At 74.7% G+C, this 24,863-nt stretch carries 17 protein-coding genes; 8 read left to right on the plus strand and 9 right to left on the minus strand.

Annotation, left to right across the window (positions count from 1 at the left end):
* Window positions 1-62: 62 nt before the first annotated feature.
* Window positions 63-758 (plus strand): 4'-phosphopantetheinyl transferase family protein, encoded by a 696-nt coding sequence (locus FN207_RS07480; protein WP_142457689.1) that lies wholly within the window; start codon window positions 63-65, stop codon window positions 756-758.
* Window positions 755-3,673, plus strand: a complete 2,919-nt coding sequence (locus FN207_RS07485) for an acetoacetate--CoA ligase (protein WP_142457690.1) — start codon at window positions 755-757, stop codon at window positions 3,671-3,673. The genes FN207_RS07480 and FN207_RS07485 overlap by 4 nt, the downstream gene beginning before the upstream one ends.
* Here FN207_RS07485 and mfd read toward each other — a convergent pair.
* The 7 genes from mfd to FN207_RS07520 all read right to left on the minus strand — a co-directional run bounded on the left by mfd (window position 3,670) and on the right by FN207_RS07520 (window position 13,863).
* Window positions 3,670-7,215, minus strand: coding sequence for a transcription-repair coupling factor (gene mfd, locus FN207_RS07490; RefSeq protein ID WP_142457691.1), 3,546 nt, complete (start codon window positions 7,213-7,215; stop codon window positions 3,670-3,672). The two genes, FN207_RS07485 and mfd, sit on opposite strands and share 4 nt — an antisense overlap.
* 70 nt (window positions 7,216-7,285) lie before the next feature.
* On the minus strand, window positions 7,286-8,665 hold the full coding sequence (locus FN207_RS07495; RefSeq protein WP_221888084.1) for a DUF4910 domain-containing protein: 1,380 nt from the start codon (window positions 8,663-8,665) through the stop codon (window positions 7,286-7,288).
* The gene (locus FN207_RS07500) at window positions 8,662-9,675 is read right to left on the minus strand and encodes an NAD-dependent epimerase/dehydratase family protein (protein WP_246065849.1); all 1,014 of its coding nucleotides are present in this window, start codon (window positions 9,673-9,675) and stop codon (window positions 8,662-8,664) included. Before FN207_RS07500 ends, FN207_RS07495 begins: the two co-directional genes overlap by 4 nt.
* A 56-nt stretch (window positions 9,676-9,731) precedes the next feature.
* Window positions 9,732-11,102: a glutamate-1-semialdehyde 2,1-aminomutase gene (locus FN207_RS07505; RefSeq protein ID WP_142457695.1), complete on the minus strand. Its 1,371-nt coding sequence runs from the start codon at window positions 11,100-11,102 to the stop codon at window positions 9,732-9,734.
* Window positions 11,099-11,749 (minus strand): PIG-L deacetylase family protein, encoded by a 651-nt coding sequence (locus FN207_RS07510; protein ID WP_142457698.1) that lies wholly within the window; start codon window positions 11,747-11,749, stop codon window positions 11,099-11,101. Before FN207_RS07510 ends, FN207_RS07505 begins: the two co-directional genes overlap by 4 nt.
* An 18-nt stretch (window positions 11,750-11,767) precedes the next feature.
* Entirely contained in the window at window positions 11,768-12,613 is an 846-nt protein-coding gene (locus FN207_RS07515; protein WP_142457700.1) for a sugar phosphate nucleotidyltransferase, read from the minus strand.
* Window positions 12,610-13,863 (minus strand): class I SAM-dependent methyltransferase, encoded by a 1,254-nt coding sequence (locus FN207_RS07520; RefSeq protein ID WP_246065850.1) that lies wholly within the window; start codon window positions 13,861-13,863, stop codon window positions 12,610-12,612. The genes FN207_RS07515 and FN207_RS07520 overlap by 4 nt, the downstream gene beginning before the upstream one ends.
* Window positions 13,864-13,910: 47 nt before the next feature.
* Here FN207_RS07520 and FN207_RS07525 point away from each other — a divergent pair, with 47 nt between their 5' ends.
* The gene (locus tag FN207_RS07525) at window positions 13,911-14,492 is read left to right on the plus strand and encodes a dTDP-4-dehydrorhamnose 3,5-epimerase family protein (RefSeq protein ID WP_142457704.1); all 582 of its coding nucleotides are present in this window, start codon (window positions 13,911-13,913) and stop codon (window positions 14,490-14,492) included.
* Here the strand turns inward: FN207_RS07525 and FN207_RS07530 are convergent.
* Both FN207_RS07530 and FN207_RS07535 read right to left on the minus strand, forming a co-directional pair.
* Complete coding sequence (locus tag FN207_RS07530) at window positions 14,448-15,506, minus strand: glycosyltransferase family 2 protein (RefSeq protein ID WP_142457706.1); 1,059 nt, start codon at window positions 15,504-15,506, stop codon at window positions 14,448-14,450. The two genes, FN207_RS07525 and FN207_RS07530, sit on opposite strands and share 45 nt — an antisense overlap.
* A 3-nt stretch (window positions 15,507-15,509) precedes the next feature.
* Window positions 15,510-16,850, minus strand: a complete 1,341-nt coding sequence (locus FN207_RS07535; protein ID WP_142457708.1) for a nucleotide sugar dehydrogenase — start codon at window positions 16,848-16,850, stop codon at window positions 15,510-15,512.
* Between the two features lie 326 nt (window positions 16,851-17,176).
* On the opposite strand from FN207_RS07535, the gene FN207_RS07540 reads away from it, so the two are divergent.
* The 5 genes from FN207_RS07540 (at window position 17,177) to FN207_RS07560 (ending at window position 24,854) form a co-directional block, all read left to right on the plus strand.
* Window positions 17,177-18,553: a polysaccharide pyruvyl transferase family protein gene (locus FN207_RS07540; RefSeq protein ID WP_221888085.1), complete on the plus strand. Its 1,377-nt coding sequence runs from the start codon at window positions 17,177-17,179 to the stop codon at window positions 18,551-18,553.
* Window positions 18,554-18,686: 133 nt separating this feature from the next.
* The gene (locus FN207_RS07545) at window positions 18,687-20,153 is read left to right on the plus strand and encodes an oligosaccharide flippase family protein (protein ID WP_185938235.1); all 1,467 of its coding nucleotides are present in this window, start codon (window positions 18,687-18,689) and stop codon (window positions 20,151-20,153) included.
* A 197-nt stretch (window positions 20,154-20,350) separates the two neighbouring features.
* Window positions 20,351-21,457, plus strand: coding sequence for a glycosyltransferase family 4 protein (locus FN207_RS07550; protein WP_221888086.1), 1,107 nt, complete (start codon window positions 20,351-20,353; stop codon window positions 21,455-21,457).
* Window positions 21,454-22,725, plus strand: coding sequence for a glycosyltransferase family 4 protein (locus tag FN207_RS07555; protein WP_142457713.1), 1,272 nt, complete (start codon window positions 21,454-21,456; stop codon window positions 22,723-22,725). The genes FN207_RS07550 and FN207_RS07555 overlap by 4 nt, the downstream gene beginning before the upstream one ends.
* The gene (locus tag FN207_RS07560) at window positions 22,722-24,854 is read left to right on the plus strand and encodes a heparinase II/III family protein (RefSeq protein WP_142457715.1); all 2,133 of its coding nucleotides are present in this window, start codon (window positions 22,722-22,724) and stop codon (window positions 24,852-24,854) included. The genes FN207_RS07555 and FN207_RS07560 overlap by 4 nt, the downstream gene beginning before the upstream one ends.
* Window positions 24,855-24,863: the final 9 nt, after the last annotated feature.

Raw genomic sequence — 24,863 nt, forward strand, 5'->3', positions numbered from 1 at the left:
CCGGTGTGGTGCACGACGCAGGCGGCGGGCCACCCGGGAGGGTGGTGTCCCCACGAGGAGGGATGGCCGCCGTCGCGGCCGCTGCCAGCATCGCCGGCATGCCGCCGTCCGCCCGCGCGCGCCCGGGACCCCCCGGCGTGACCGTCACCGTCGTGCCCCTCGTGGCCGACGACGACGCGCTCGCGCGCGCGGAGGCGGTGCTCACGCCCGGCGAGCTCGCGCGCGCCCGCCGCGGCACGCCCGCCGTCCACCGGCGCCGGGTCCTGCTGCGCGCCGCCCTGCGGACCGCGCTGGCCACCGAGCTGGGGACCGACCCCCGCAGCGTGCCGCTCACCGCCGGCGCCGCCGGCCGCCCGGAGCTGCCCGCGGCCACGCACCTGGACGCCGGCTGCTCGGCCGCCGGCGACCTGGGCCTGGTCGCGGTGGGCCGCGGCTCCCGCGTCGGCGTCGACCTGGAACCGGTGGCGCCCTGGACCCCGGACGTCGCCGAGGAGGGCTGGCTGCACCCCACCGAGCTGCAGGCGATCGCGGCCCTGCCGCCCGGCGAACGACCCGTCGCGGCCACCCGCGCCTGGACCCGCAAGGAGGCCGTCCTCAAGGCCCGCGGGACCGGCCTGCGCGACGACCCGGCCACGGTGCTCACCGCCGTCGGGCGGACCGGCGCGACGGTGGCCGGCTGGACCCTGCACGACGTGCCCGTGCCCGACGGGTGGGTGGCCAGCCTCGCGGTCGCCCCTGACGAGGAGATCCCCCGATGACGCTCGCTCCCGCCGCTCCCCAGCTCGCCTCCTTCCGCGCCCGCTGCGAGGAGGTGGCCGGCACCGCCCTGGACGCCCCCGGCGCCCTGCACACCTTCTCGGTCGAGCGGCCCGAGGAGTTCTGGCGCGCCCTCCTCGACTGGTCGGGCGTGCCGTGGTCCGGCTCCGCGGACGTCGTCCTGACCGGCACCGACGTCGAGACCGCGCGTTTCTTCCCCGACCTGCGGCTCAACTACGCCGAGGCGCTGCTCCGCCCGCTGGACGACGCCGGCGACGACGCGCCCGCGCTCACCGCGGTGCACGCCGACCGCCCCACCGACACCTGGACCCGCGGCGAGCTGCGCGACGCCGTCGCGCGGACGGTGACCGCGCTGCGCCGGCTGGGGCTCGCCGAGGGCGACCGCGTCGTGCTGATCGCCGGCAACACCGGCGAGACGGCCGTGACCGCCCTCGCGGTGGCCGCGATCGGTGCCGCCGTCTCCACCGCCGCCCCCGACATGGGCGCGGCGTCCCTGCTCGGCCGCTTCGGGCAGGTCGAGCCGGCGGTGCTCGTCCTCGACCGGCGGGCGGTCGGTGACGACGTCGTCGCCGAGGTCGTCGCCGGGCTGCCGACGCTGCGGCGGGTCCTGCTGCTCGACGACGGCCCGCTGCCCGACCTCGGCGTGCCGGTGGACCGGCTGGCCGACGCCACCGCGGACGCCGAGCCGACGGCCGACTGGCCGCGACACGCCTTCGACACCCCGCTGTTCGTGATGTTCTCCTCGGGCACCACCGGCCCGCCGAAGGCGATGGTGCACGGCGCCGGCGGCACGCTGCTCGAGCACGTCAAGGAGCACCGGCTGCACGTCGACCTCGGCCCCGGTGACACGCTCTACTTCCACACCACCACCGCCTGGATGATGTGGAACTGGCAGCTGTCGGCCCTGGCCGTCGGCGCGCACGTCGTCGTCCACGACGGCCCGGTCGCCGGCCCGGAGACGCTGTGGCGGCTGGCGGCCGACCACGGCGTCACCGTCTTCGGCACCAGCCCGGCCTACCTGCAGCTCGGCCAGGACGCCGGCCTCCGCCCCGCCGAGGCCGTCGACCTCTCCCGCCTGCGGGCCGTGCTCTCCACCGGCGCCGTCCTGCACGACTGGCAGTTCGACTGGGTGGCCGAGACGGTCGGCCCGGTGCCGCTGCAGTCGATCTCCGGCGGCACGGACATCATCGGCTGCTTCGTCCTCGGCACCCCCGACCTGCCGGTCCGCCGCGGCCGCAGCCAGACCCGCAGCCTCGGCCTCGACGTCGCGGCGGTCGACGAGGACGGCCACGAGGTCGTCGGCCGGGTCGGCGAGCTGGTCTGCCGCCGGCCCTTCCCGAGCCGTCCCGTCGGGTTCCTGCGCGACCCCGACGGCCGCCGCTTCCACGACGCCTACTTCGCCGACCACCCCGGGATGTGGACCCACGGCGACCTCGTCGAGTTCGACGCCGACGGCTCCTCGCGGCTGCACGGGCGCTCCGACGGCGTCCTCAACATCGACGGCCTGCGCATCGGGCCCAGCGAGATCTACACCGTGCTGCGGCAGCTGCCCGAGATCGCCGACGCGATGGCCGTGGAGCAGCGCGACGACAGCCGGCCCGGGGGCTCGCGCATGGTGCTCCTCGTCGTCCTGCGGGAGGGCGCCCGGCTCGACGGCGACCTGGACCGCACGATCCGGCGCACGCTGCGCCGGGAGGCGTCGGCCGCGCACGTGCCCTCGCTGGTCGTGGCGGTCGGCGACCTGCCGCTGACCCACAACGGCAAGCGCTCCGAGCGCGCCGCCCGCGACGCCGTCAACGGCGACCCGATCGCCAACGCCGTCGCCCTGCGCAACCCCGGCTGCCTGGAGGAGATCGGCCGGGCGGTCGCCGCGGCCTCCGCGGCACCGGCCGGGCCGGAGGAGGACGACGGCCTGCTCGGGCGGGTCTCGCGCATCTGGTGCGAGGTGCTCGGCCTGCGCTCCGCCGACCCCGACGACGACTGGTCCGACCTCGGCGGGACCTCCCGCCAGGTGCTCAGCCTGCTGCGGCGGGTGCGCCTCGAGCTCGACGCCGACGTCCCGGTGCAGCGCTTCGCCGAGGACCCGACGCCCGCCGGCCTCGCCCGCGCCGCGGAGGCGGCCACCACCGCCGCCCCGGCGGGCGCCACCGTCCTGCGCGCCGGTGAGGGCCGCCCGGTGTTCCTCGTGCCCGACGCGTGGGGCCAGCTGAACCTCTACGCGGGACTGGTCGAGCGGCTCGCCACCCCGCGGCCGGTGCTCGGCCTGCGGCTGCCGCTGGTGGACGCCGGAGGGCGGCACCGCACCGTCGAGGACGTCGCCGCCGACGCCCTCGCGCAGGTCCGCGAGACGCAGCCGCAGGGGCCCTACACCCTGTCCGGCTACTCCTTCGGCGGCCTGGTGGCCTACGAGGTCGCCACCCGGCTGCGCGCCGCCGGAGCGGAGGTCGGCTGCCTCGGCCTGCTCGACGCCCGCCCGCCGCAGGCAGCGCTCAGCCGCTGGGAGACCGAGCGGGTCCGCTGGGCCGGCCGCTGGGCGACGCTGCGCTCGGGTGCCGCCCTGCGGAGGGTGCTGCGCAGCCGAGAGCGGCCGTCGGCGCCGGCAGCCGCCCCCGCCGCGCCGGACCCGGAGCTGCGGTTCTTCCTCGGGACGCAGGAGGTGTCGGAGGCCTACCGGCCCGGCCGCTTCGACGGGCCGGTCGACTACTTCCTGGCCGAGGGCTCACGGGCCGCGGCGTCCCGGACCCTCGGCGCCTGGCGGCGGCGGGTCCGGGAGCTGCGGGTCGTCGACGTCCCCGGCTGGCACGGCGACCTCGACGACGAGCGGATCGGGATGCTCAGCGACCGGCACGTCGGCACGCTCGCCGCCCGGGTGTCGGCCGCGCTGGACCGGCCCTAGGAGGCGGCGGCCACCGGCTGCTCGAGCACCGCCCGCAGCAGCGAGTGCAGGTGCTCGAGCAGCGCCACGTCGCGCAGCGGGGTGCGCCGGTCGGGGCCGACCGGGACCTTGAGCGAGACCGTCTCGACGGCGGACTTGTACGTGGCGCCGTCGGCCATCCGGGCCAGCCGCATCTGCTGGGACTCCCGCAGCGGCACCGGCGACACCCGGATGACCCGGCCCTGCAGCGACACCTCGGTGATCCCCAGCTTCCGCATCGCGACGCGGAAGCGGGCCACCGCCAGCAGGTTGAGCACCGGCGCCGGCGGGGTGCCGTAGCGGTCGGTGAGCTCGTCGAAGACGGCCTGCGCCTGCTCGTCGTCCTGGATCGAGGCGACCTTGCGGTAGGCCTCCATCCGCAGCCGCTCGCCGGGGACGTAGTCGTGCGGCAGGTGCGCGTCGACCGGCAGGTCGACCCGGACCTCGACCGGCTCGGCCGGTGCCTCCTCGCCGGTGACCTGCGCCCGGTAGTCGGCCACGGCCTCGCCGACCAGCCGGACGTAGAGGTCGAAGCCGACGCCGGCGATGTGCCCGGACTGCTCGCCGCCGAGCAGGTTGCCCGCGCCGCGGATCTCGAGGTCCTTCATGGCCACGGCCATGCCGGCGCCGAGGTCGGTGTTGTGCGCGATCGTCGTCAGCCGGTCGACCGAGGTCTCGGTGAGCGGCCGGGAGGGGTCGTAGGTGAAGTAGGCGTAGGCGCGCTCGCGACCACGGCCCACGCGGCCGCGGATCTGGTGCAGCTGCGAGAGGCCGAAGGTGTCGGCGCGGTCGACGATCAGGGTGTTGGCGTTGGGGATGTCCAGGCCGGACTCGACGATCGTCGTCGCGACCAGGACGTCGTACTCCTTCTCCCAGAAGCCGACCATGATCCGCTCGAGCTGGTGCTCCTTCATCTGCCCGTGGCCGACGGCGACCCGGGCCTCCGGGACCAGGGAGCGGATCTTCGCGGCGGCCTTGTCGATCGACTGCACGCGGTTGTGGATCACGAAGACCTGCCCGTCGCGCAGCAGCTCGCGGCGGATGGCGGCACCCATCTGCTTGTCGTCCCAGGCGCCCACGTAGGTGAGCACCGGGTGCCGCTCCTCGGGCGGGGTGAGGATCGTCGACATCTCGCGGATGCCGGTCAGGCTCATCTCCAGCGTGCGCGGGATCGGGGTGGCCGACATCGACAGGACGTCGACCGCCGTCCGCATCGTCTTCAGGTACTCCTTGTGCTCGACGCCGAAGCGCTGCTCCTCGTCGACGATGACCAGCCCGAGGTCCTTGAACCGGGTGGTCGGCTGCAGGAGCCGGTGGGTGCCCACGAGGATGTCGACCTCGCCGGCGGCCAGCTCGCGCAGGATCTGCGTGCTCTCGGCGTCGGACTGGAAGCGGGAGAGCACCCGCACCTTCACCGGGAACTGCGCGACCCGCTCGGAGAACGTCTTGAAGTGCTGGTTGGCCAGCAGCGTCGTCGGCACCAGGACGGCGACCTGCTTGCCGTCCTGCACCGCCTTGAACGCGGCGCGCACGGCGATCTCGGTCTTCCCGTAGCCGACGTCGCCGCAGATGATCCGGTCCATCGGGACCGGGTTCTGCATGTCGACCTTGACCTCGTCGATCGCGGCGAGCTGGTCGGGGGTCTCCTGGAACGGGAAGGCGTCCTCGAGCTCGCGCTGCCAGACGGTGTCCGGGCCGAAGGCGTGACCCTTCGTGGCCATGCGCGCGGAGTACAGGCGGATGAGCTCCGCGGCGATCTGCTTGACCGCCCGACGCGCCTGGCCCTTGGTCTTGGCCCAGTCGGCGCCGCCGAGCTTGGACAGCGCCGGCTGCTCGCCGCCGACGTAGCGGGTGAGCTGGTCGAGGGCGTCGGTGGGCACGAACAGCCGGTCCGGTGGCTGGTTCCGCTTGCCGGGGGCGTACTCGACGATGAGGTAGTCGCGCTGGCCGCCGTGCACGGTGCGGCTGACCATCTCGACGTAGCGGCCGATGCCGTGCTGCTCGTGGACGACGAGGTCGCCGGGCTGCAGCTGCACCAGGTCGACGGCGTTGCGGCGGCGCGCGGGCATCTTCACCGCGTCGCGCATCGTGGTGCCGCGCTGGCCGGTGAGGTCGTGCTCGGTGAGCAGCGCGAGACCGACGCCGGGCAGCGCGAAGCCGGACTCCAGGTTGCCCTGGGTGATCGAGGTCAGGCCGGTCTCCGGCGCCGCCTCGATGCCGGGCACCAGCCGCACGCCGAGGTCGGCGCCGGTGAACTGGTCGGCGGCGCGCTGGGCGGGACCGGGCCCGGCGAAGGTCACCACGACCCGCCAGCCGTCCCGGGTCCAGCCGCGCAGCGACTCCACGGCGCGGTCGACGTCGCCGGCGAAGCGCTCCACCGTCGTCGCGTCGAGGGTGACGTGCGTGTCGTCGTCGTCGACGGCCAGGGTGAACGCGCCGGTGGTCCACCACGGCAGGCCCCGGCCGCGGGCGGCGGCCTCGACGTCCTCGAGGTCCCGGAACGACGACGCCCCGAGGTCCAGCGGCGCCTCGCCGGCCTCGGCGGCGGTGGCCCAGGACGCGGCGAGGAACTCCTCGGCGGTGCGGACCAGGTCGGCCGCGCGGGTGCGGACCCGCTCGGGGTCGGCGACCAGCACGTGGGTCCCGGCGGGCAGCAGGTCGGTGAGCAGCTGCATGTGCTCGTCACCGATGAGGGCCGGCGTCAGCGACTCCATGCCCTCGACGGCGATGCCCTCGGCCAGCTTGCCGAGCACCTCGATCAGCCCGGGGTGCTCGACCGCGAGCGCGGCGGCGCGGGCGCGCACCTCGTCGGTGAGCAGCAGCTCCCGGCACGGCGGCGCCCACAGCCGCTCGGGGCGGTCGTCGAGGGAGCGCTGGTCGGCGGCGGAGAAGTAGCGCAGCTCGTCGACCTCGTCGCCCCAGAACTCCACGCGCACCGGGTGCGGCTCGGTGGGCGGGAAGACGTCGAGCAGCCCGCCGCGGACGGCGAACTCGCCGCGCTTCTCGACCAGCTCGACGCGGGTGTACGCGGCGTCGGACAGGGCGCGGGCGACGTCGTCGAGCTCGGCGGTGTCCCCCGGCCTGAGCTCCACCGGCACGAGGTCGCCGAGGCCGGGGGCCAGCGGCTGCAGCACGCTGCGCACCGGCGCGACCAGCACGTCGATCCCGGCGGCCTCCTCCGGGTGCGTGAGCTCGCGGAGCACGGCCAGCCGGCGGCCGACGGTGTCCGCCCGCGGGGAGAGCCGCTCGTGCGGCAGCGTCTCCCACGCCGGGAAGGTCTCCACGCGGCGGTCGGGCAGGAAGCAGCGCAGCAGGCCCGCCGCGACGTCGGCGTCGCGCTCGCCGGCGGTCACCAGCAGCACCGGCACGCCGGCACCCGGCGCCCTCGCCGCGAGCGCGGCGGCCACCAGCGGCTGCACCGGCGGCGGTGCCGTGACGGCGAGCTCGGCGGACCCGGCCGCGGACACCACGCGGGCCACGCCGGGATCGGTGAGGACGACGTCGAGCACGCCGCGCAGACTCACGAGGGACTTCCTCCGGGGTAGGTCGGCCGCACAAGGTGCCGCCGAGTGCGGCGCCGGGCCCCGTCCCAGGTTAGTCCGCGGTCAGGGTCCCTGCCGGAGCGCGCGGGAGACCCTGCTCGCGGGCCAGCAGCCCCGCCGACTCCAGGCTCGCGGCGGCGCGGCGCAGGTCGGCGAAGTCGGCGCCGGCGACCGAGGCGACGTCGAGCAGGGACGTGGCGCCGTCGGAGTAGGCGAGGACCCACAGCATCGCCATGACCGCGTCCGTGGCCTGCTTCCCGCCCGTGGCCGGGTAGAGGCCCCGCTTGCCGAGCTGCGGCTCGCCGAAGGGGCTGAGGTTGGTGACACAGGCGTCGTCCTCCAGGACGTCGAGGACCTCCAGCACGGCGAGGTGGGCCTCCGCGAGTTCCGCGGGGGCCACGAAGGACGGGTCGTCGGCGGACGTGTGGTACTCGGGGTACTCGCCGTGCGGGGTGCGCGACAGCCGTCCGACGGGCAGGTCGAACCCGACGGCGTTGTACTGCCGCTCGTCGTACCCGTAGGGCGAGTAGTCGCGCACCTCGCCCCCGCGCCGGGTGACGACGTGCGCGGCCGCGCGGTCGACGTCCCGCATGCCGCGCCGCGTCCGCTTGTAGACCAGGCTGCCGGGGCCGCCCAGGCCGGTGAGGACCAGCCCGTGCCGGATGCGGGGCAGCACGTCGGCGTTGCGGCTGAGCCAGGTGATCGAGCCGATCGTGCCGGGGGCGAAGAGGAACCGGTAGGTGAACCGGCGGCGGTCGAGGCCGGCCAGGGTGCGGGCGACCTCGGTGGCGACGGCGATCCCGGCGAGGTTGTCGTTGGCCAGCGACGGGTGGCAGACGTGGGCGCTGACCAGGACCTCGTCGGTGCTCTCGCCGGGCAGCACCAGCTCGCCGTAGGTCAGCTCCCCCGGCGCGAGGGTGGTGTCGACGACGACGTCGTAGGGCCCCTCGTCCATCGCGCGCAGCTGGGCGTCGGCCAGGCAGAACCCCCAGTCCCGGCTGTAGTACGTCGTCCGGTACGGGATCCAGTCCGGCCGGTCGGGCAGCGTGTGCAGGTGGGGGCGGAGCTCGTCGAGCGTCATCGTGGCGCGCACCGGGGCGCTGTAGCTGACCAGGTGCAGGTTGTGCCGCCGGAAGTCCACCACCCGGCGGCCCGTCCGGTCGGCGACGTAGGCGTCACGCACGTTCCACTCGTCGGGGACCGTCCAGTCGAAGGCCTGGGTGCCCGAGGGGACGCCGTGCCGCTCGAGGTCGAGGGACTCGGCGAGGACGTCGAGCGTCGCGCGCACGCCGTCGCCGGTGATGCTGCGGCACAACGGGTAGAGCCGGCGCACCGCCGCGTGCATGGCGTCGCCGAGCGCGGTGAGGTCCCGCTCGCCCGAGCGGAGGGCGTCGACCTCCCGCGCGAGGGTCCCCCGGTCCTCCGGGGTCACCGCGTCCTCGAGCGGAGCAGGTCGTCGAGCAGGCCCGCGGCACGCAGTCGGTTGACGCGGTGCAGCCGGACGTAGCGCTCGCCCTCGAAGTCCTCGGCGGTCAGGCCGATGTGGGACATGTCGGTCGCGAGCTCCACGATGCCCTGCGGCACGGTCCACCGCGGCCGGAAGGCGGGCAGCATCCGGGTGATCTTGCCGAAGTCGACGCGGTAGTCGCGCTTGTCCGCACCCGCGCCCTCGGCGAAGGTCACCGGCGCGTCGAAGACGTCGGCCACCGCGGTCGCGATGTCGCGGATCTGCACGACGTCCTCGTCCCGGCCGACGTTGAACGCCTGGTCGTGGACGACGTCGCGCGGCGCCTCCAGCACCGCCAGGAACGCCTGGGCGATGTCCTGCGCGTGCACGAGCGGGCGCCACGGGCTGCCGTCGCTCTGCAGCCGGACCTCGCCCCGGGTGAACGCGGTGCCGGTCAGGTTGTTGACGACGATGTCGGCGCGCAGCCGCGGCGAGGACCCGTAGGCGGTCGCGTTGCGCAGGTAGGTGGGGCTGAAGTCACCGTCGGCGAGGACGCTGATCTCCCGCTCGGCGCGCACCTTGCTCTCGCCGTAGGGGGTCACCGGGTGGAAGGGGCTGTCCTCGGTGACCGCGCCGTCACCGGCCGCCCCGTAGAGGGAGCAGGAGGAGGAGAACAGGAACCGCGGCACGCCGGCGGCCTTGGCCGCCCGGGCGGCGTGCGCGGCGCCGGAGGCGTTGACCGAGAAGGTCGCCTCCGGGTTGAGGTGCCCGACCGGGTCGTTGGAGATGGCGGCGAGGTGGACCACCGCGTCGAACCCCGCCAGGTCGCCGGGGGTGAGGTCCCGGACGTCGCCGGTGCGCGACGGGTAGCCGCGCGGGGGTTCCCCGAAGTCGCAGCCGTCGTACCAGCCGGCGTCGAGGCCCTCGACCTCGTGCCCGGCCTGCATGAAGAAGGGGACGAGCACCGCCCCGATGTAGCCACGGTCGCCGGTCACCAGGACACGCATCGCACTCCCCGTTCGTCGGTGGTCCACTGCCCGAGTCCGGGCGCTCAGCCCGTGGCCGGCCCCGGGATGCGCCGCGGGGCGGCGAACCGCCGCAGCGCCGGCGCCACCGGACGGCCGCGCAGGAGCCCGGCGCACGTGCCCGCGGCCAGCGCCTTCGCGTACACGGTCAGCGCCTCGCCGACCGCCTCGACCGTCCGGTCGACGTCCTCGTCGGTGTGCGCGGCCGAGATCACGAACGACTGGCCCAGGACGCCGCGCAGCAGCATCTCCTGGAGGAACAGCGTCCGGAACTCCTGCGAGGGCCGCCCCAGGTCGTCCCGCGTCACGAAGACCTGGCAGGAGGGCCGGCCGACGACGGCGAAGGAGCCCGCGATCCCGAGCGACTCCGCGGCGGCGTTGGCGCCGTCGGCGAGCCGGCGTCCCTGTCGCTCCATGACGCCGACGACGTCGCGCTCCCGGTATGCCTCGGCCACCGCGAGCTGGGCCGCCAGTCCGGTGGTCTCCGGCCCGTGCGTCGTGCTGAGCAGGAAGGTGCGGGCCGCGTCGGTGCGCAGGCCGCCGAGCTCCATCAGCTCCCGCCGGCCGGCGAGCGCCGAGACGGCGAAGCCGTTGCCGAGCGCCTTGCCCCACGTGGACAGGTCGGGGGTGACGCCGTAGACGCCCTGCGCCCCGTGCCGGGACCAGCGCATGCCGGTGATGATCTCGTCGAAGACCAGCACGAACCCGTCGCGGTCGGCCAGTGCCCGCAGGCCCTCGAGGAAGCCGGGCGACGGCTCGGCCGTGCCGGTCGCGGCCTCGAGGAGCACGCAGGCGACCCGCCCGGGATGCCGCTCGAGCAGGCGCTCGACGGAGCCGAGGTCGTCGTAGTCGAAGGCGACGGTGAGGTCGCGCTGGGACGCCGGGATCCCGGCGTCCATCTCGGTGGTGCCGATGAACCAGTCGTCGGTGGAGAAGAACGGCTGGGTCCGGCAGAGCGCCACGAGGTCGCGCCCGGTCGCGGCACGGGCCAGCCGGACAGCGGCCGTCGTCACGTCCGAGCCGTTCTTGGCGAACTTGACCATGTCCGCCCCCGGCACCTGCTCGAGGAAGGACTCGGCCGCCCGCAGCTCGTACACCGACGGCCGGCTGAAGCTGACCCCCGTCCGCGCGGCCTCGACGACGGCCTCGACGACGGGCGGGTGGGCGTGGCCGAGGGTCACCGACCGCAGCCCCATGCCGTACTCCACGTACCGGTTGCCGTCGACGTCGTACACGTGCGCGCCCTCGCCGCGGGCGATGACCGGCGCCATGCCCTCCGGGTACTGGTCCGCGCCCCGGGCGTAGGTGTGCGCCCCGCCCGGCACGAGCCCGTGCAGCCGCTGCTGCAGCGCCGTCGACGCCACGAACGACCGGTCGGGATCCCCCAGCGACGTCATCGGGCGGCCTCCGTGTCGAGGTCGAGCAGCAGCTTGCGGCACACGAACCCCTCCGCGTACCGGGACCGGCTCTCCACGCCGCGCAACCGCATGACCCCGGAGAAGAGCTCGCCGTCCCACCAGTCACGTCCGGTCTGGGAGGGGAAGCAGCGCGAGAGCAGCTCCACCTTGCGGCGCGCGTGCTCCTCGGTCAGGGGCACGTAGACGTCGGGCGACCGGGAGTCCCCGTCCCACTTGGGGATCTCGTAGTGGAGGGTCAGCGCGTCCCGCCACACGGTGCTCACCAGCTCCCCGAGCAGGCGGTGGTCCTGGTGCGCGTCGTCGGTCCGGGGGGCCAGCACGACACCCGGCCGGTGCTCGCCGGCCGCCTCCTCGAGCGCCTGCTTGACGGCGTCCCAGTGCGCGGGCAGCCGTCCATCCGGGAGGTCGAGGACGCGCACGGCGGCGCCGGGGAAGAACTCCGGCAGGGCGGCCTCTGCCTCCTTGCGCCGCTCGGGGGTGCCGGTCAGGACGAGCCCGGTGACCGTCGTCCCCGGCCGGCCGGCCAGTCGCAGGAGGGTGCCGCCACAACCGATCTCGATGTCGTCGGGGTGCGCGCCGACGCAGAGGACGTCGAGCCGGCCGCCCGGCGGCGCCAGGCCGATCACCCGGCGTCCCCGGCGGGGCTACCGGGACCCGGCGGCACTGGGCTCCCCCACCATGACCGGGATGACCGGCGGCCCCGGGTCCACGGGGCGGTCCCGCCAGACCGCCCACGGGCTGACCCCCGTCCGGTACTGCTCCTCCAGGGCCGTCCGCTCCTTGAGCGTGTCCATCGGCGCCCAGAAGCCGTCGTAGGGCGTGGCGCGGAGCCGGCCGTCGGCCGCGGCCCGGGTGAAGCCGTCCATCACCAGGTCGTCGCCCTCGTTCAGGTAGTCGAAGATCCCCTGTCGCAGGACGAAGTAGCCGCCGTTGATCCGCATGGACATGTCGGCGACCGGGACCAGACCGGTCACCCGGGTGCCCCCGGAGAGCTCGACCACGTGGAAGGAGTCCTGCGGCTTGACCGCCAGCAGGCTGGCCACCGCGTCCGTCGTCTCGAAGTCGGCGATCAGGTCGTTCATCGGGGCGTCGGTCAGCACGTCGCCGTAGTTGGCGAGGAAGACCTCGTCGCCCTCCAGGTGGGGCCGGACCCGGCGCAGCCGCTCGCCGATCGCCGTGGACACCCCGGTGTCGATGAAGGTGATCGTCCAGTCGCTGATGTCGGTGGCCAGCATCTCCACGTGCCGGCCGCCCTTGGTGAGCACGAAGTCGTTCGAGCTCGTCTCGCGGTAGTCGAGGAAGTAGTCCTTGACCGCGGAGGCGCCGTAGCCCAGGCAGAGGACGAACTCGGTGTGCCCGAAGTGCGCGTAGTAGCGCATCACGTGCCACAGCACCGGGCGGCTGCCGATGGGCATCATCGGCTTGGGCAGCGACTCCGGTCCGGTCCGGATGCGCATGCCCAGGCCGCCGCAGAAGATCACGACCTTCATCGGGACCCCTCTCGGGTGGTCGGGAGTACCTCCAGCCGGGGCAGCGCCACGACCAGCTGCCCACCCCACGAGCGGACGTCGCGGAGCTGCTCGGCGATCTCGTCCCTGAGGTTCCAGGGCATGATCAGCACGTAGTCCGGTCGCGCCTCGGCCAGGCGCTCCGGCGGGTGGACCGGGATGTGCGTCCCCGGCAGGAACCGGCCCTGCTTGAACGGGTTGCGGTCGACGGCGAACGCGACGAGGTCCGAGCGGACGCCGCAGTGGTTGAGCAGCGTGTTGCCCTTCCCCGGCGCGCCGTAGGCGACCACCGTCTCCCCCCGGCGGGAGCGCTCGACCAGGAACTCGACCAGGTCGTTGCGCACCCGGGCCACCGCGCTCGCGAAGCCGGCGTGGCCGGCCAGGGTGTGCAGTCCCGCGGCCTCCTCGGCGGCCAGGACGGCGGCGACGGCGTCGCTGGGCGGCACCGCCCGCTCGGCCGGCACCGACCAGGTGCGCAGCGACCCGCCGTGCGTCGGCAGCTCCTCCACGTCGACTACGACCAGCCCCGCCTCGGCCAGGACCCGCTGCGTGGTCAGGAGCGAGAGGTAGGAGTAGTGCTCGTGGTAGATCGTGTCGTACTCGTTGCCCTCGATCAGCCGCATGAGGTGCGGGATCTCGATGGTGACCGTCCCGCTGTCGGCCACCAGCGCCCGCAGTCCCCTCGCGAAGTCGACGATGTCGGGCACGTGGGCGAAGACGTTGTTGGCCACGACGAGGTCGGCCGCACCGTGCCGCGCCGCGACGTCGCGGCCGGTGGCCTCTCCGAGGAAGGTGACCTCGGTCGGGACGCCCCTCTCGACGGCGGCCTCGGCGACGTTGGCCGCCGGCTCGATGCCCAGCGCCCGGATCCCCCGCTGCACGACGTGCTGCAGGAGGTAGCCGTCGTTGCTGGCCACCTCGACGACGAAGGAACCGGTACCGAGGGACAGCCGGTCGGCGGCCTCCTCGACGTAGGCCTTGGCGTGCGCCACCCACGAGTCGCTGTAGGAGGAGAAGTAGGCGTAGTGGCTGAAGATGTCCCCCGCGTCGACGTAGGCGGGTAGCTGGACGAGCAGGCACCGGGCGCAGACGCGCACGTGCAGCGGGTAGAAGACCTCGCCGCTGTCGAGCTGGTCGGCGGTCAGGTAGCTCTCACAGGGCGGTGACATGCCCAGGTCGACGAAGGTGTCGGTGAGCTCCGCACGGCACAACCGGCACCGCGGCGCGCTCACGACCGCGACCTCGACGTCCGGCGGGACCGGTGCCATGCTCGCGGGCCATGCGCTGGGAACCCACCCGCATCGCCGGTGTCGTCGAGTTCACGCCCACGCCGCACGCCGACGAGCGCGGGTTCTTCAGCCGGACCTTCGACGCCGACGTCGCCCGCGAGGCCGGGATCGACCCCGACGGGTTCGTGCAGGACAGCATGTCCCGCTCGCGCCGCGGGGTGCTCCGCGGCCTGCACGTCCGCGTGGGCGAGGGCGAGAGCAAGCTGGTGCGCTGCTCCTCGGGCCGGGTCTTCGACGTCGTCGTCGACCTGCGACCGGGCTCTCCCACCCGCGGGGAGTGGCTGTCGTTCGTGCTCGACGGCGAGCGGCAGAACTCCGTCTACGTCCCCGCCGGCTGTGCGCACGGCTTCCAGGCGCTCACCGAGCCGGCGGACACCGCCTACCGGATCGACCGGCGGCACGATCCGCACGAGGACCTCACGATCGCTCACGACGACCCCTCCCTGGCCATCCCGTGGCCCCTCCCCGTCAGTGCGGTGTCCCGGTCGGATGCCGCCGCGCTCCCCCTGGAGCGGCTGGCGGAGGCGCTAGGCACGATCCGGGCCCGAGTCCGGAGCGGGCACGGGGGGTGAGCCCCAGCCGAGGACCCGCTGCCGGGCGCGGTGCCCTCCCTCGGCGAGCCGCTGCTTGAGCGGGTGGACGCGGGTGAGCAGCCGGGGCGAGAGCCGGAGCAGGACCACGATCGCCCCGGCCCGCAGCGTGGGCCGCTGCGCACGCGCCTCCCGGGCGTGCCGGCGTGCCGCGTCGAGGTCCCCGTCGACGAAGGCCCAGCGCGCCCGGCGCAGCGCCTGGTGGTAGCGCAGCCGGCGCACCGGCCCCTGGGCGATCTCCCGGTGGCGGGGGTCGCCGGAGCGCTCCGCGAAGACCTCGAAGGTCCGCATCAGCGAGCGCTCGAAGTCCTCCACCCGGTCGGGGTCCCGGGACAGCGACCGGTCCCGCACCCGGTAGCGGGCCAGCTTGTCGGGGATCAGGTGGACCTCGGAGTCGCGGGCGAGCCGGAGCCAGAGCAGCACGTCGCTCTCGATGCCGGGCAGGTAGCCGCCGGCCGCCTCCCACGCGTCCCGGCGTACGCCGCCGGTGTAGTACGGGACCCGCCCGCCGAGGACGTCCTCCACCGTGAGCACCTCCCCGCCCTCGGCGGGCGGGCGGGAGCCGATCGACTGGAGGTGGCTCCGGAGCGAGGGCCGCTCGTCCCCGTCGAGCACCAGGTGGGCGTCGCAGCCGACCGCTCCGGCGGACGGGTGGGCGTCGAGGAAGGCGAGGACCGTGGCCGCGAACTCCGGCACCACCTCGTCGTCGCTGTCCAGGACGCTGAGCACGTCCCCGCGCGCCACCTCCGCCGCGGCCATCACCCCACCCGCGTAGCCGCGGTTCTCCTGGCGCACCAGCCGCACGCGGGGGTCGCCGCGGCCGGCGGACCGGACGATCGACGCGATCGCGTCGGAGTTGCCGTTGTCCACGACGACGAGTTCCCAGTCCGGGCTCGTCTGTCCCAGGACCGAGGCGATGGTGCCGGGGAGGTAGGCCTCGGTCCGGTAGGCCGGCGTCAGGAAGCTCAGGCGGGGTCGGGGTCCGGTCGTGTCCATGGGCTACCAGCTCAGCCCGAGGTACTCGGCACTGGACCGGGTCTCGCGGAGCCGCGGCACGTGCACGAGGTCGACCACGACGGTGCCGGCGGGGGCCCGCTCGACGGCGGAGAGCGCGGCCTCGTCCTTGGTGGCCACCACGAGGACCTCGCCGTGCTGGGTCATCGTGTCGAGCTCGTCGGTCAGCAGCTCCGCCAGGTGCGGCAGCCGCTCGTCGATGTGCGCCTTGTTCGAGCCGGTGAGCCGGGACAGCGCGACGTCGTGGTCGTAGATCCTGACGTCACAGCCCTTGCCGATGAGCCGTTCGGCCAGCTCCACCATCGGGCTCTCGCGCAGGTCGTCGGTGCCGGGCTTGAAGGACAGGCCGAAGAGCCCGACCTTGCGCTTGCCCAGGGAGAGCACCATGTCCAGTGCCCGGCGCAGATGCGCCTCGTTGGACGCGAGGATGTGCGCGAGGACGGGCGCGTCGACGTCGTGCCGGCGGGCCGTGTGCGTCAGCGCCCGCACCTCCTTGGGCAGGCAGGACCCGCCGAACGCGAAGCCGGGCCGCAGGTAGGCCGCACTGAGGTTGAGCTTGTCGTCGGACAGGAAGACGTCCATCACCTCGTGGGAGTCCAGCCCCAGGGCCGCGCAGATGGCGCCGATCTCGTTGCCGAAGTCGACCTTGAGCGCGTGGAAGCTGTTGTCCACGTACTTGACCATCTCGGCGACGGCGAGCGGGACGCGGAACCGCGGCCCCGGCAGGCCCGCGTAGAGCTCCATCACGACCTGTCCCGACCGGTCCTCTGTCTGCCCGACGACCGTCTTCGGGGGGTCGAGGAAGTCCCGGACGCTGCTCCCCTCGCGCAGGAACTCGGGGTTCACGCACACGCCGAAGTCGACGCCGACGTGCTTGCCGGACAGCTGCTCGAGCCGCGGGACGAGCAGCTCCTCGCAGGTGCCGGGCAGCATCGTGCTGCGGTACACGACCGTGTGCCAGCCGTCCTTCCCCGCCAGGGCGGTCCCGATCTCGGCGGTCACCGCCTCCAGGTAGGCGGTCGACAGGCCGCCGCCCGGGGTCGACGGGGTGGCGACGCAGACGAGCGACACGTCACTGGTCAGCACGGCGTCGGTGGCGTTCTCGGTGACCGACAGCCGCCCCGAGGCGACCGCGTCGGCGACCAGCTCGCCCAGCCGGTCCTCGACGAGCGGGGCGATCCCCCGGCGCAGCAGGTCGAGCTTGCGGACGTCGACGTCGACGCCGACGACGGGGTGCCCGCGCGACGCGAAGCACGCGGCCGAGATGCACCCGACGTAGCCGAGCCCGAACACGCTGATCGTCGGTAGGTCCGCACTCGGCAACATCCCGGCCCCCGCTTCTCGGCGCTTCGGATGGAGGCGCACGTTAGGGACGGCGCGGTCAGAGGGAGACGGAGTCCTTCACGCCGCAAGGACGCGTGGGCGCGCCCCCACGGACGGTGGCGGCGCAGTGACGTCGACCACGCGGCTCGACACGGGCAGGTCCCGCCGGACCCGGGGTGTCGTGCGGTCCTCGATCGCCGTGCAGATCAGGGGGTCCCGGCGGGAACCCGCGTGCCACACTCCGCCGGCAGCAGCGGTCCCGGGCCGCCGGTCCAGCGGAGCGCTCGAGCCCACCACCTGGCTCTCGGACGTGCCCGGAGGACGACGCCTTGTCCAGTGACACCGATGCGAAGCCGCCCCGTGACGAACCCCGGATCCTCGTCGAGCACGGCGAGTACCGGCTGCTGAACATGGGTGATCTCGCCATGCTCGACGTGACCGTCCGGAGGCTGCGGGAGAGGTGGCCGCGGGCCCGCATCGGCGTGCTGACTGGCACGCCGGCCCTGCTGCGCGCCTATCTCCCGGGGGTCGACCCGATCACGCCCTGGGGGACGTCGGCCTGGTCCCCCGCCGGTCCGATGGCCCGGTGGGCCGCGGTGCTGGGGCCGCGCCTGGTCGGCCCGTACGCCATCAGCCGGGTCACGGCGGGCATCTGGGCACGGGAGCGGGTGCGCGGTGCGAGGCGGGCGGCGAGGCGGCTCCTGCACCGCGCGCCGGCCCTGCTCCACCGGGGGCGCTACCGACCGGGTCGCGACGTGCACGGGCCGGCGGCCCCGGCCGGCTCTCCGGCCGGCGGGGTGACGCCCAACACGGAGGCGGCCGTCGCCTCGTCGTCCCTGGTCGTGGCGCTGGGCGGCGGCTACCTCACCGACGTGGACCCCGCACAGTCGACCCGGGTCCTCGACCTGCTCGCGCACGCGGCCGGCAACCGGACGCCCACCGCCATGCTGGGGCAGGGGCTCGGTCCGATCGACGACCCGGGCCTGCTGTCCCGTGCGGCCGAGGTGCTGCCGCGTGTCGACGTCATCGCGCTGCGCGAGAGCAGGCGCGGGCCGGCGCTGCTGGAGAGAGCCGGGGTGGCGCCGTCGCGGGTGGTCGTCACCGGGGACGACGCCATCGAGCTCGCGTACTCCCAGTGCCCGGAGGAGCTGGGACACGACCTCGGGGTGTGCCTGCGCGTCGCGGGCTACGCACCGGTCGGCACGGGGGCCAGGAGGGTCGTGGCCGCCGGCCTCCGCTCCGCCGCACACGAGCTCGACACCGACCTGGTGCCGGTGGTCATCAGCGAGTTCCGGTCCGAGGACCGCCGGTCGACGCTCCCCCTGGTCGCGGGGTCCGGACGTGCGAGGCGAGCCCTCGGTCGCTTCTCCCGTCCTCAGGACGTCGCCGCGCAGGTGGGCCGCTGCCGGGTCCTGGTCACGGGCGCCTACCACGCGGGCGTGTTCGCCCTGTCGCAGGGGATCCCGGTGGTCGCGCTCACGTCGTCGGCGTACTACGACGACAAGTTCCTCGGCCTGGCGGGGATGTTCGGCACCGGCCTGGAACTGGTCCGGCTGGACGGCGACGACCTCGGCGAGCGCCTCCCGGCCGCCATCCGCTCGGCGTGGGCACGGGCACCGCAGGAGCGGACGGCCCTGCTGGCGAGCGCGGTCGAGCAGATCGCGGCCAGCCGCAAGACCTTCGAGCGGGTCTGTGACCTCGTCTGACCCGCCCGTCCCCCGGGCGACGGGGGCAGCGACCGGCGGCACCCAGCACGAGGGGGACGCCGCGGTGCTCGAACGCCCCCCGGCCCCCACGGCCGGAGACCAGGGCCGGTCACTGCGCTCGCGCATCGGTCGGGTGGCTGCGGCCTCCGCTGCCGCCCTCCTGTTCAGCGAGCTGGTCGCCCTCGGGCAGACGATCGCCCTGGCCCGCCTGCTCACGCCCACGGAGGTGGGCCTGTTCGTGGCGGGCGGTGTCCTGACCACGTTCGTCACCAACTTCGTCGAGGGCGGTCTCCGCTCCGGACTCGTCCACCGGGCCCACGACCTCGACGACGCCGCGGCCACGGTGTTCTGGGCCACCCTGGCGACGGGCGCCCTCATGGCGCTGCTCTCCCTGGCCGCGGCCCCGCTGGTCGGGCACGTCTTCGGCGACCGCAGCGCGGGGTTGGTGGCCGCCGCCCTGTCCGGCGGGCTGCTCCTCTACGCGCTCACCAACGTCCCCGAGGCGCTGCTGCAGCGCGAGTTCAGCGTCCGCCGTCGCCTGGTCGTGGGGCCCGCGGTCGCGGTGACGTTCGCGACCGTCTCCGTCTCGACCGCCGCGCTGGGCCTCGGCGTGTGGAGCATGGTCCTGGGGAGCTACGCGTCCTCGCTGGTGTGGGTGCTGACGCTGTGGTGGATCTGCGACTGGCGCCCCGCACGGGGCCGCCCGTCGTTCCGGCTGTGGCGGGAGCTGGCCCGGTTCGGTTTCCCCCTCGTGCTGGGGATGCTGGGCGACCGGGGGCAGAAGGCGACCCAGTCGGTGGTCACGGGGGCGGCGCTCGGCACCGCGGACCTGGGGCTGCTGCGCTACGGGGAGCGGATGGCGCGCATCCCGGTGATGGGTCTGGTCGAGGTGAGCTCCGTCGCGCTCTTCCCGGCGTTCGCCCGGCTGGCCGACGACCGCCCGCGGTTCCGGGTCGCCTACCTGCGCGCCCTCCGGCTCACCGTGACGGCCGCCGCGGCCGTGGCCGCGATGGTCGTCACGGCGGGGGTCCCCCTCGTGGTCCTCGTCCTCGGCGAGGAGTGGCGCGGAGCCGGCCACGCCCTGGTCGCGATGGCCGGCCTCGGCCTGGGCAAGGCGGTCATGACCGTGGGCGAGGAGGCCATCAAGGGCGCCGGCCGCACCCGGCTGCTCAACTGGCTCACGCTGACCGAGACGGTCCTGAGCGTGGGGCTGCTCCTGCTGCTCATCGGCCCCCTCGGCCTGGTCGGTGTGGGCCTGTCGATCTCGGTGACCGCCGTCGTCACCGCGGTCCTCGTCGCGTCGCTGGCCGCGCCCGTCGTCGGTGTCTCCGCCCGCCAGACCCTCGGCGCCACGGCACCGGCCGTGGCGAGCGCGCTGGTCGCCTGCGCGGTGACCGTCCCCCTCGAGCACCTCGTCCTGCACTCCGCCAGCCGCGGGCCGTGGGGGCTGGCGTGCATCGCCCTGGACGGCGTGGTCCTCCTCCTCGTGTACGGGGTGACGCTGCGCGTGACGGCCCCGACCACCGCGAGGGAGATCGCCGCGATGGTGGCCGCCGCGTGGCGGCGGGTCTCCCCCGGCAGGGCGGCGGGAGACCGGTGACCACCCGCGACGAGGACACCCCCTCGGGCCGGGCCGTCGCACTACGCTCCCGCCCACTCCCGCCAGACCCACCGTGTCGTCGCGAGCCCGGCGCGCCACCGGGCGGCTGCTGGAACCCCCGGAGGCGAACCAGGGTGGACCGCACGCACCCGGCCCCTGCACCACCGCACCCGGCCGACCCCGCTCGGCTCGGGAGGGTGCTGTGGGTCTCCACGAGCCGGTCGACGCGCGGCGGCGTCGCCACGTACGTCCGCAACGCGGAGGCGACCGGCCTGTGGCAGCGGTGGGCGGTCCGGCACATCGCCACGCACAGCGACGGGTCCAGGCTGCACAAGGCGGTGGTCTTCGTCCGCGGCGCCCTCCGGCTGTCCGTCGCCCTCACCGGCCGCCCGGACCTCGTCCACGTCCACGCGTCGGCGCGCGGCAGCTTCCTCAGGAAGGCGATCCTGATCCGCGTCTGCCGCCTGGCCCGGGTCCCGGTCGTCACGCACGTGCACGACGGCACGTTCGACGAGTTCTACCGGGGACTGGGGCGGGTGGCCCAGGGCTTCGTCCGCAGGACCTTCTCGCACAGCGACGTCGTCCTCGCGCTCGGGCCGCGCTGGGCGGCGCGACTCCGGGCGCTCTTCCCCGACGTCGACGTCCGGGCGGTGCCCAACGGGGTGTCACACCGCAGACCGCAGCCGGTGGACCAACCCGAGGACGGCGTGCACGTCGTCTTCCTCGGTCAGATCGGCGACCTCAAGGGGACCTTCGACCTGCTGACGGCGTGGGGGGCCCTGCGGTGGCCGGCCGGGTCCGGGCACCCCCGGCTGACGATCGCGGGCAACGGGGAGGTCGATCGCGCGCGCGCCGTGCGGCGGACCCTGCCGAACGCGTCGAGCGTCGAGGTCCTCGACTGGCTGGACCCGGCCGACGTCGGCGCCCTGCTCGACTCCGCCCACGTGCTGGTCCTCCCCTCGACCCACGAGGGTCAGCCGATGTCGGTGCTCGAGGCCATGGCGCACGGCCTGTGCATCGTCGCCTCGGACGTCGGCGGCGTCCCCGACCTGGTGGAGGACGGCACGACCGCGGTCCTGCTGCCCCCGCGTGACCCGGTCCGGCTCGCCGCCACCCTGGAACGGGTGGTGGCCGACGCCGGGCTCCGCCGCCGGCTGGGTGCGGCCGCGTGGCGGAAGTCGGCCGAGTTCGACCTCCGCACGCTCGCCGACCGGATCGAGGCGATCTACCTGTCGGTCCTCGCCCCGCGGCGCGCCACCCCGGGCGGCGAACGGACCGACCGCGTCCGTGAGGTGACCGGGTGAGGCGGCGGCCGCTCCGCCGGTGGGCGGAGCGCGCCCCGCGGGGGACCGGCCTCGGGCAGACGCACGTCCTGATCGTGGTCGAGAACCTGCCGGTGCCGTTCGACCGCCGGGTGTGGCAGGAGAGCAGGGCCCTGCGCGACGCCGGTTACCGCGTCACGGTGATCTGCCCGATGGGGCAGCGCGAGCACACCGAGCCGCGCGTGGTCCTCGAGGGGATCACCGTCCTGCGCTATCCCCTGCGCGCGGCCGAGGGCGGTCCGCTGGGGTACGTGCGCGAGTACGCCGCTGCGCTCTGGCACACCGGCCGGCTCACGCTGCAGGTCGCGGCGCGGGCACGCATCGACGTCGTCCAGGTGTGCAACCCGCCCGACCTCCTCTTCCTGGCCGTCCTGCCGCTGAAGCTGCGCGGTGCCACGTTCGTCTTCGACCACCACGACCTCGTGCCCGAACTCGCCGAGTCCCGCTTCGACGGGAAGGCGCGATGGCTCCGGCCGGCCCTCCTCGCGGCGGAGCGCTGGACCTTCGGCCGCGCGGACGCCGTCCTGTCCACCAACGAGAGCTACCGGCGCGTGGCCATCGAGCGCGGGGGCAAGCGACCGCACGAGGTGACCGTGGTGCGCAGCGCTCCGGACCTGTCGCGCTTCGGCAGGAGGGAGCCGATGCCGGAGCTCCGGCAGGGACGCCGGTACCTGGCCGCCTACGTCGGTGTGATGGGGCCCCAGGACGGCGTCGACCACGCCCTGCACGCCCTCGCCCACTACCACCACGTGCTCGGCCGGACCGACCTGCACACGGTCTTCATGGGGAGCGGCGACGCGACCGGGGACATGATCCGGCTCGCGGAGGAGCTCGGTCTCGGCGAGTACACGACCTTCACCGGACGGGTGCCCGACGAGTTCCTGCAGTCGGCACTGTCGACGGCCGACGTCGCCCTCTCCCCCGACCCGCTCAACCCGCTCAACGACGTGTCGACCATGAACAAGGTCGTCGAGTACATGGCGATCGGCGTCCCGGTGGTCTCCTTCGACCTGGTGGAGGCCAGGGTCTCGGCCGGCGACGCGGCGACGTACGTCCCACCCAACGACGTCGCCGCCTTCGCGGTGGCGATCCGGGACCTCCTGGAGGACCCCGCGCGCCGGGCGGAGATGGCGCAGGTCGGCCGGTCGCGGGTGGCCGAGGAGCTCTCCTGGGACACCTCCCGGCGCAACTTCGTCGCCGCCTACCGGGCGCTGGCCGGCCCGACCCGATCGGCGGCGACCCACGGATGAGGCAGGACAGCCTCGCCTGGTACGTGCACCGGCTGCGCGCCATGGAGCCCGCCGAGGTCCTCTGGCGCGGCGGCCGGCTGGCGCGTGACCTGGGACTGGTCCCCCGGCGCAGGCCCGCGCGGCTCCCCGCCGCCGGGTGCGGGCAGCGGCACTTCGCTCTGCTGGACCCCGTGGCCGTGCGTGCGGCAGCGGAGGAACACCCGGACGCCGCGGCCGAGGTGCTGATGGCCGCTCGGGAGGCCCTCGAGCACCGGTTCCGCTTCTTCGGCAACCCGCCGGCACCGCTGGGCCCGGAGATCGACTGGCACCACGAGCCGCTCACCGGCCACCGGTGGCCGGCCGTGCCGTCGCGACGCATCGACTACCGCTTCGGCGACCAGGATCCCAAGTGGATCTGGGAGCTCAACCGGCTCCAGCACCTGCCCGTGCTGGTCGAGGCCTGGATGATCACCGGCGAGACCCGGTTCGTGGAGTGTGCGGCGCAGCACCTGCGCTCGTGGCTCGGGCACAACCCGCCCGGCCACGGCATCGCCTGGCTGGGCGGGTTCGAGGCCGGTGTCCGGGCGATGTCGGTCTCCGTCACCCTCCGGGCGCTGCGGTGCTGGGAGGGACTGGACCCCGGGCTCGAGTCCCGCGTCCTGGGTCTGCTCGCCCGGTCGGCCGAGAAGTGCTGGGCCGAGCGCTCCCTGTTCAGCTCGGCCAACAACCACCTGGTCGGCGAGATGGGCGGGGTCGCGGTGTCCTCGATCCTGTTCCCCGAGCTGCCCCGGTCCCGCCGGGACGAGGAGCGCGCACTGGCGGTCCTCGCCCGCGAGGCGGACCGGCAGATCCTGCCCGACGGCGCCGGGGTCGAACGGTCGTTGCGGTACCACCTGTTCACCGCGGACGTGTTCCTCCTCGTCGTCGCGGCCCTGGTCGACCGCGGTGACCCGCCTCCCGACGCGCTGGTCGGCGCCCTGCGGCGCAGCGCGGCCTACCTCGGGTCGCTGGTCCACCCCGGCGAGTCGACGCCGTGGTACGGCGACGACGACGAGAGCTTCGCCCTGCGCCTGCAGGCCGAGCGGACGAGGAGCGTCCAGGCGCACCTGTCCGCTCTCGACGCGGTGATGGGGTGGCCGCGCCGGCCGGCGGGCGACGACTTCGCCGCGGCCGTGCTGCGGGGAGGACTGGGCGGCCGGACCGCGCTCGCCACGGAGCCGCCGCCGCCGGCGAGGGACCTGGTCGCGCCGGACGGTGGGCTGGTGGTGCTGCGCAGCCGCACGGGACGCCGCCTCCTCGTCGACGTGGGACCGCTGGGACAGGCCCCGATCGCGGCCCACGGCCACGCGGACGCGCTCTCGGTGACCCTCGACCTGCACGGGGTCGCCGTCGTCGTGGACCCGGGCACCGGGAGCTACTACCGGCACCGCGACTGGCGGGAGGCCCACCGGGCGACGCGGGCGCACGCGACGGTGGAGGTCGACGACCTGAGCCAGAGCGTCCCCGGCGGCCTGTTCCTGTGGACACGTGGCGCGGACGTCCGCCGGCGCCACGTGGACGTCGCACGTGGGCTCGTGGACGCCGAGCACGACGGGTACACGCGGCTGCCCGACCCGGTGCTGCACCGGCGCTGGGTGGTCGCGCCACCCGACGAGGAGGGCTGCCTGGTCGTCGACCTCTGCGCCGCGCGGGGCGAGCACCGGTACCGGGTGGGGTGGCCGTTGAGCAGCGACGCCGGCGTCGAGCGGCTTCCCGACGGCCACCTCGTCACCGTCGGAGGGCACCCGGTGCGCTTCACCTACGGGGCCTCCGTGCCGGTCGAGGTGTTCGCGAGCCGGGGGGACGACGAGGCGCAGCTCGGCTGGACCTCCCCGCACCTGGAGGAGCGCGTGCCGGCCTGGCACATCGGGACGGTGCAGCGTGCCCGGGGGCCGTGGGCGCACGTCACGTCCATCCGGTCCGTGACCGGCCCGGAGACCCCGCCGGCACCGGTCGAGGTCACCGTCTCCGAGGACCGCCTCGTGGTGCGCGAGGGAGCGGGCGGGGACGTCCGCACGCTGGTGATCGGTCTCGCGGGAGCCGGGGACGTGACCGTCGTCGACGGAGCAGGAGGGCGGCGACCCCCGGTCGTCACCCCGGCCGTGACGTGAGCCAGGAGG

Source organism: Geodermatophilus aquaeductus (assembly GCF_900182545.1).
GTDB classification, from domain to species: Bacteria; Actinomycetota; Actinomycetes; order Mycobacteriales; family Geodermatophilaceae; genus Geodermatophilus; species Geodermatophilus aquaeductus.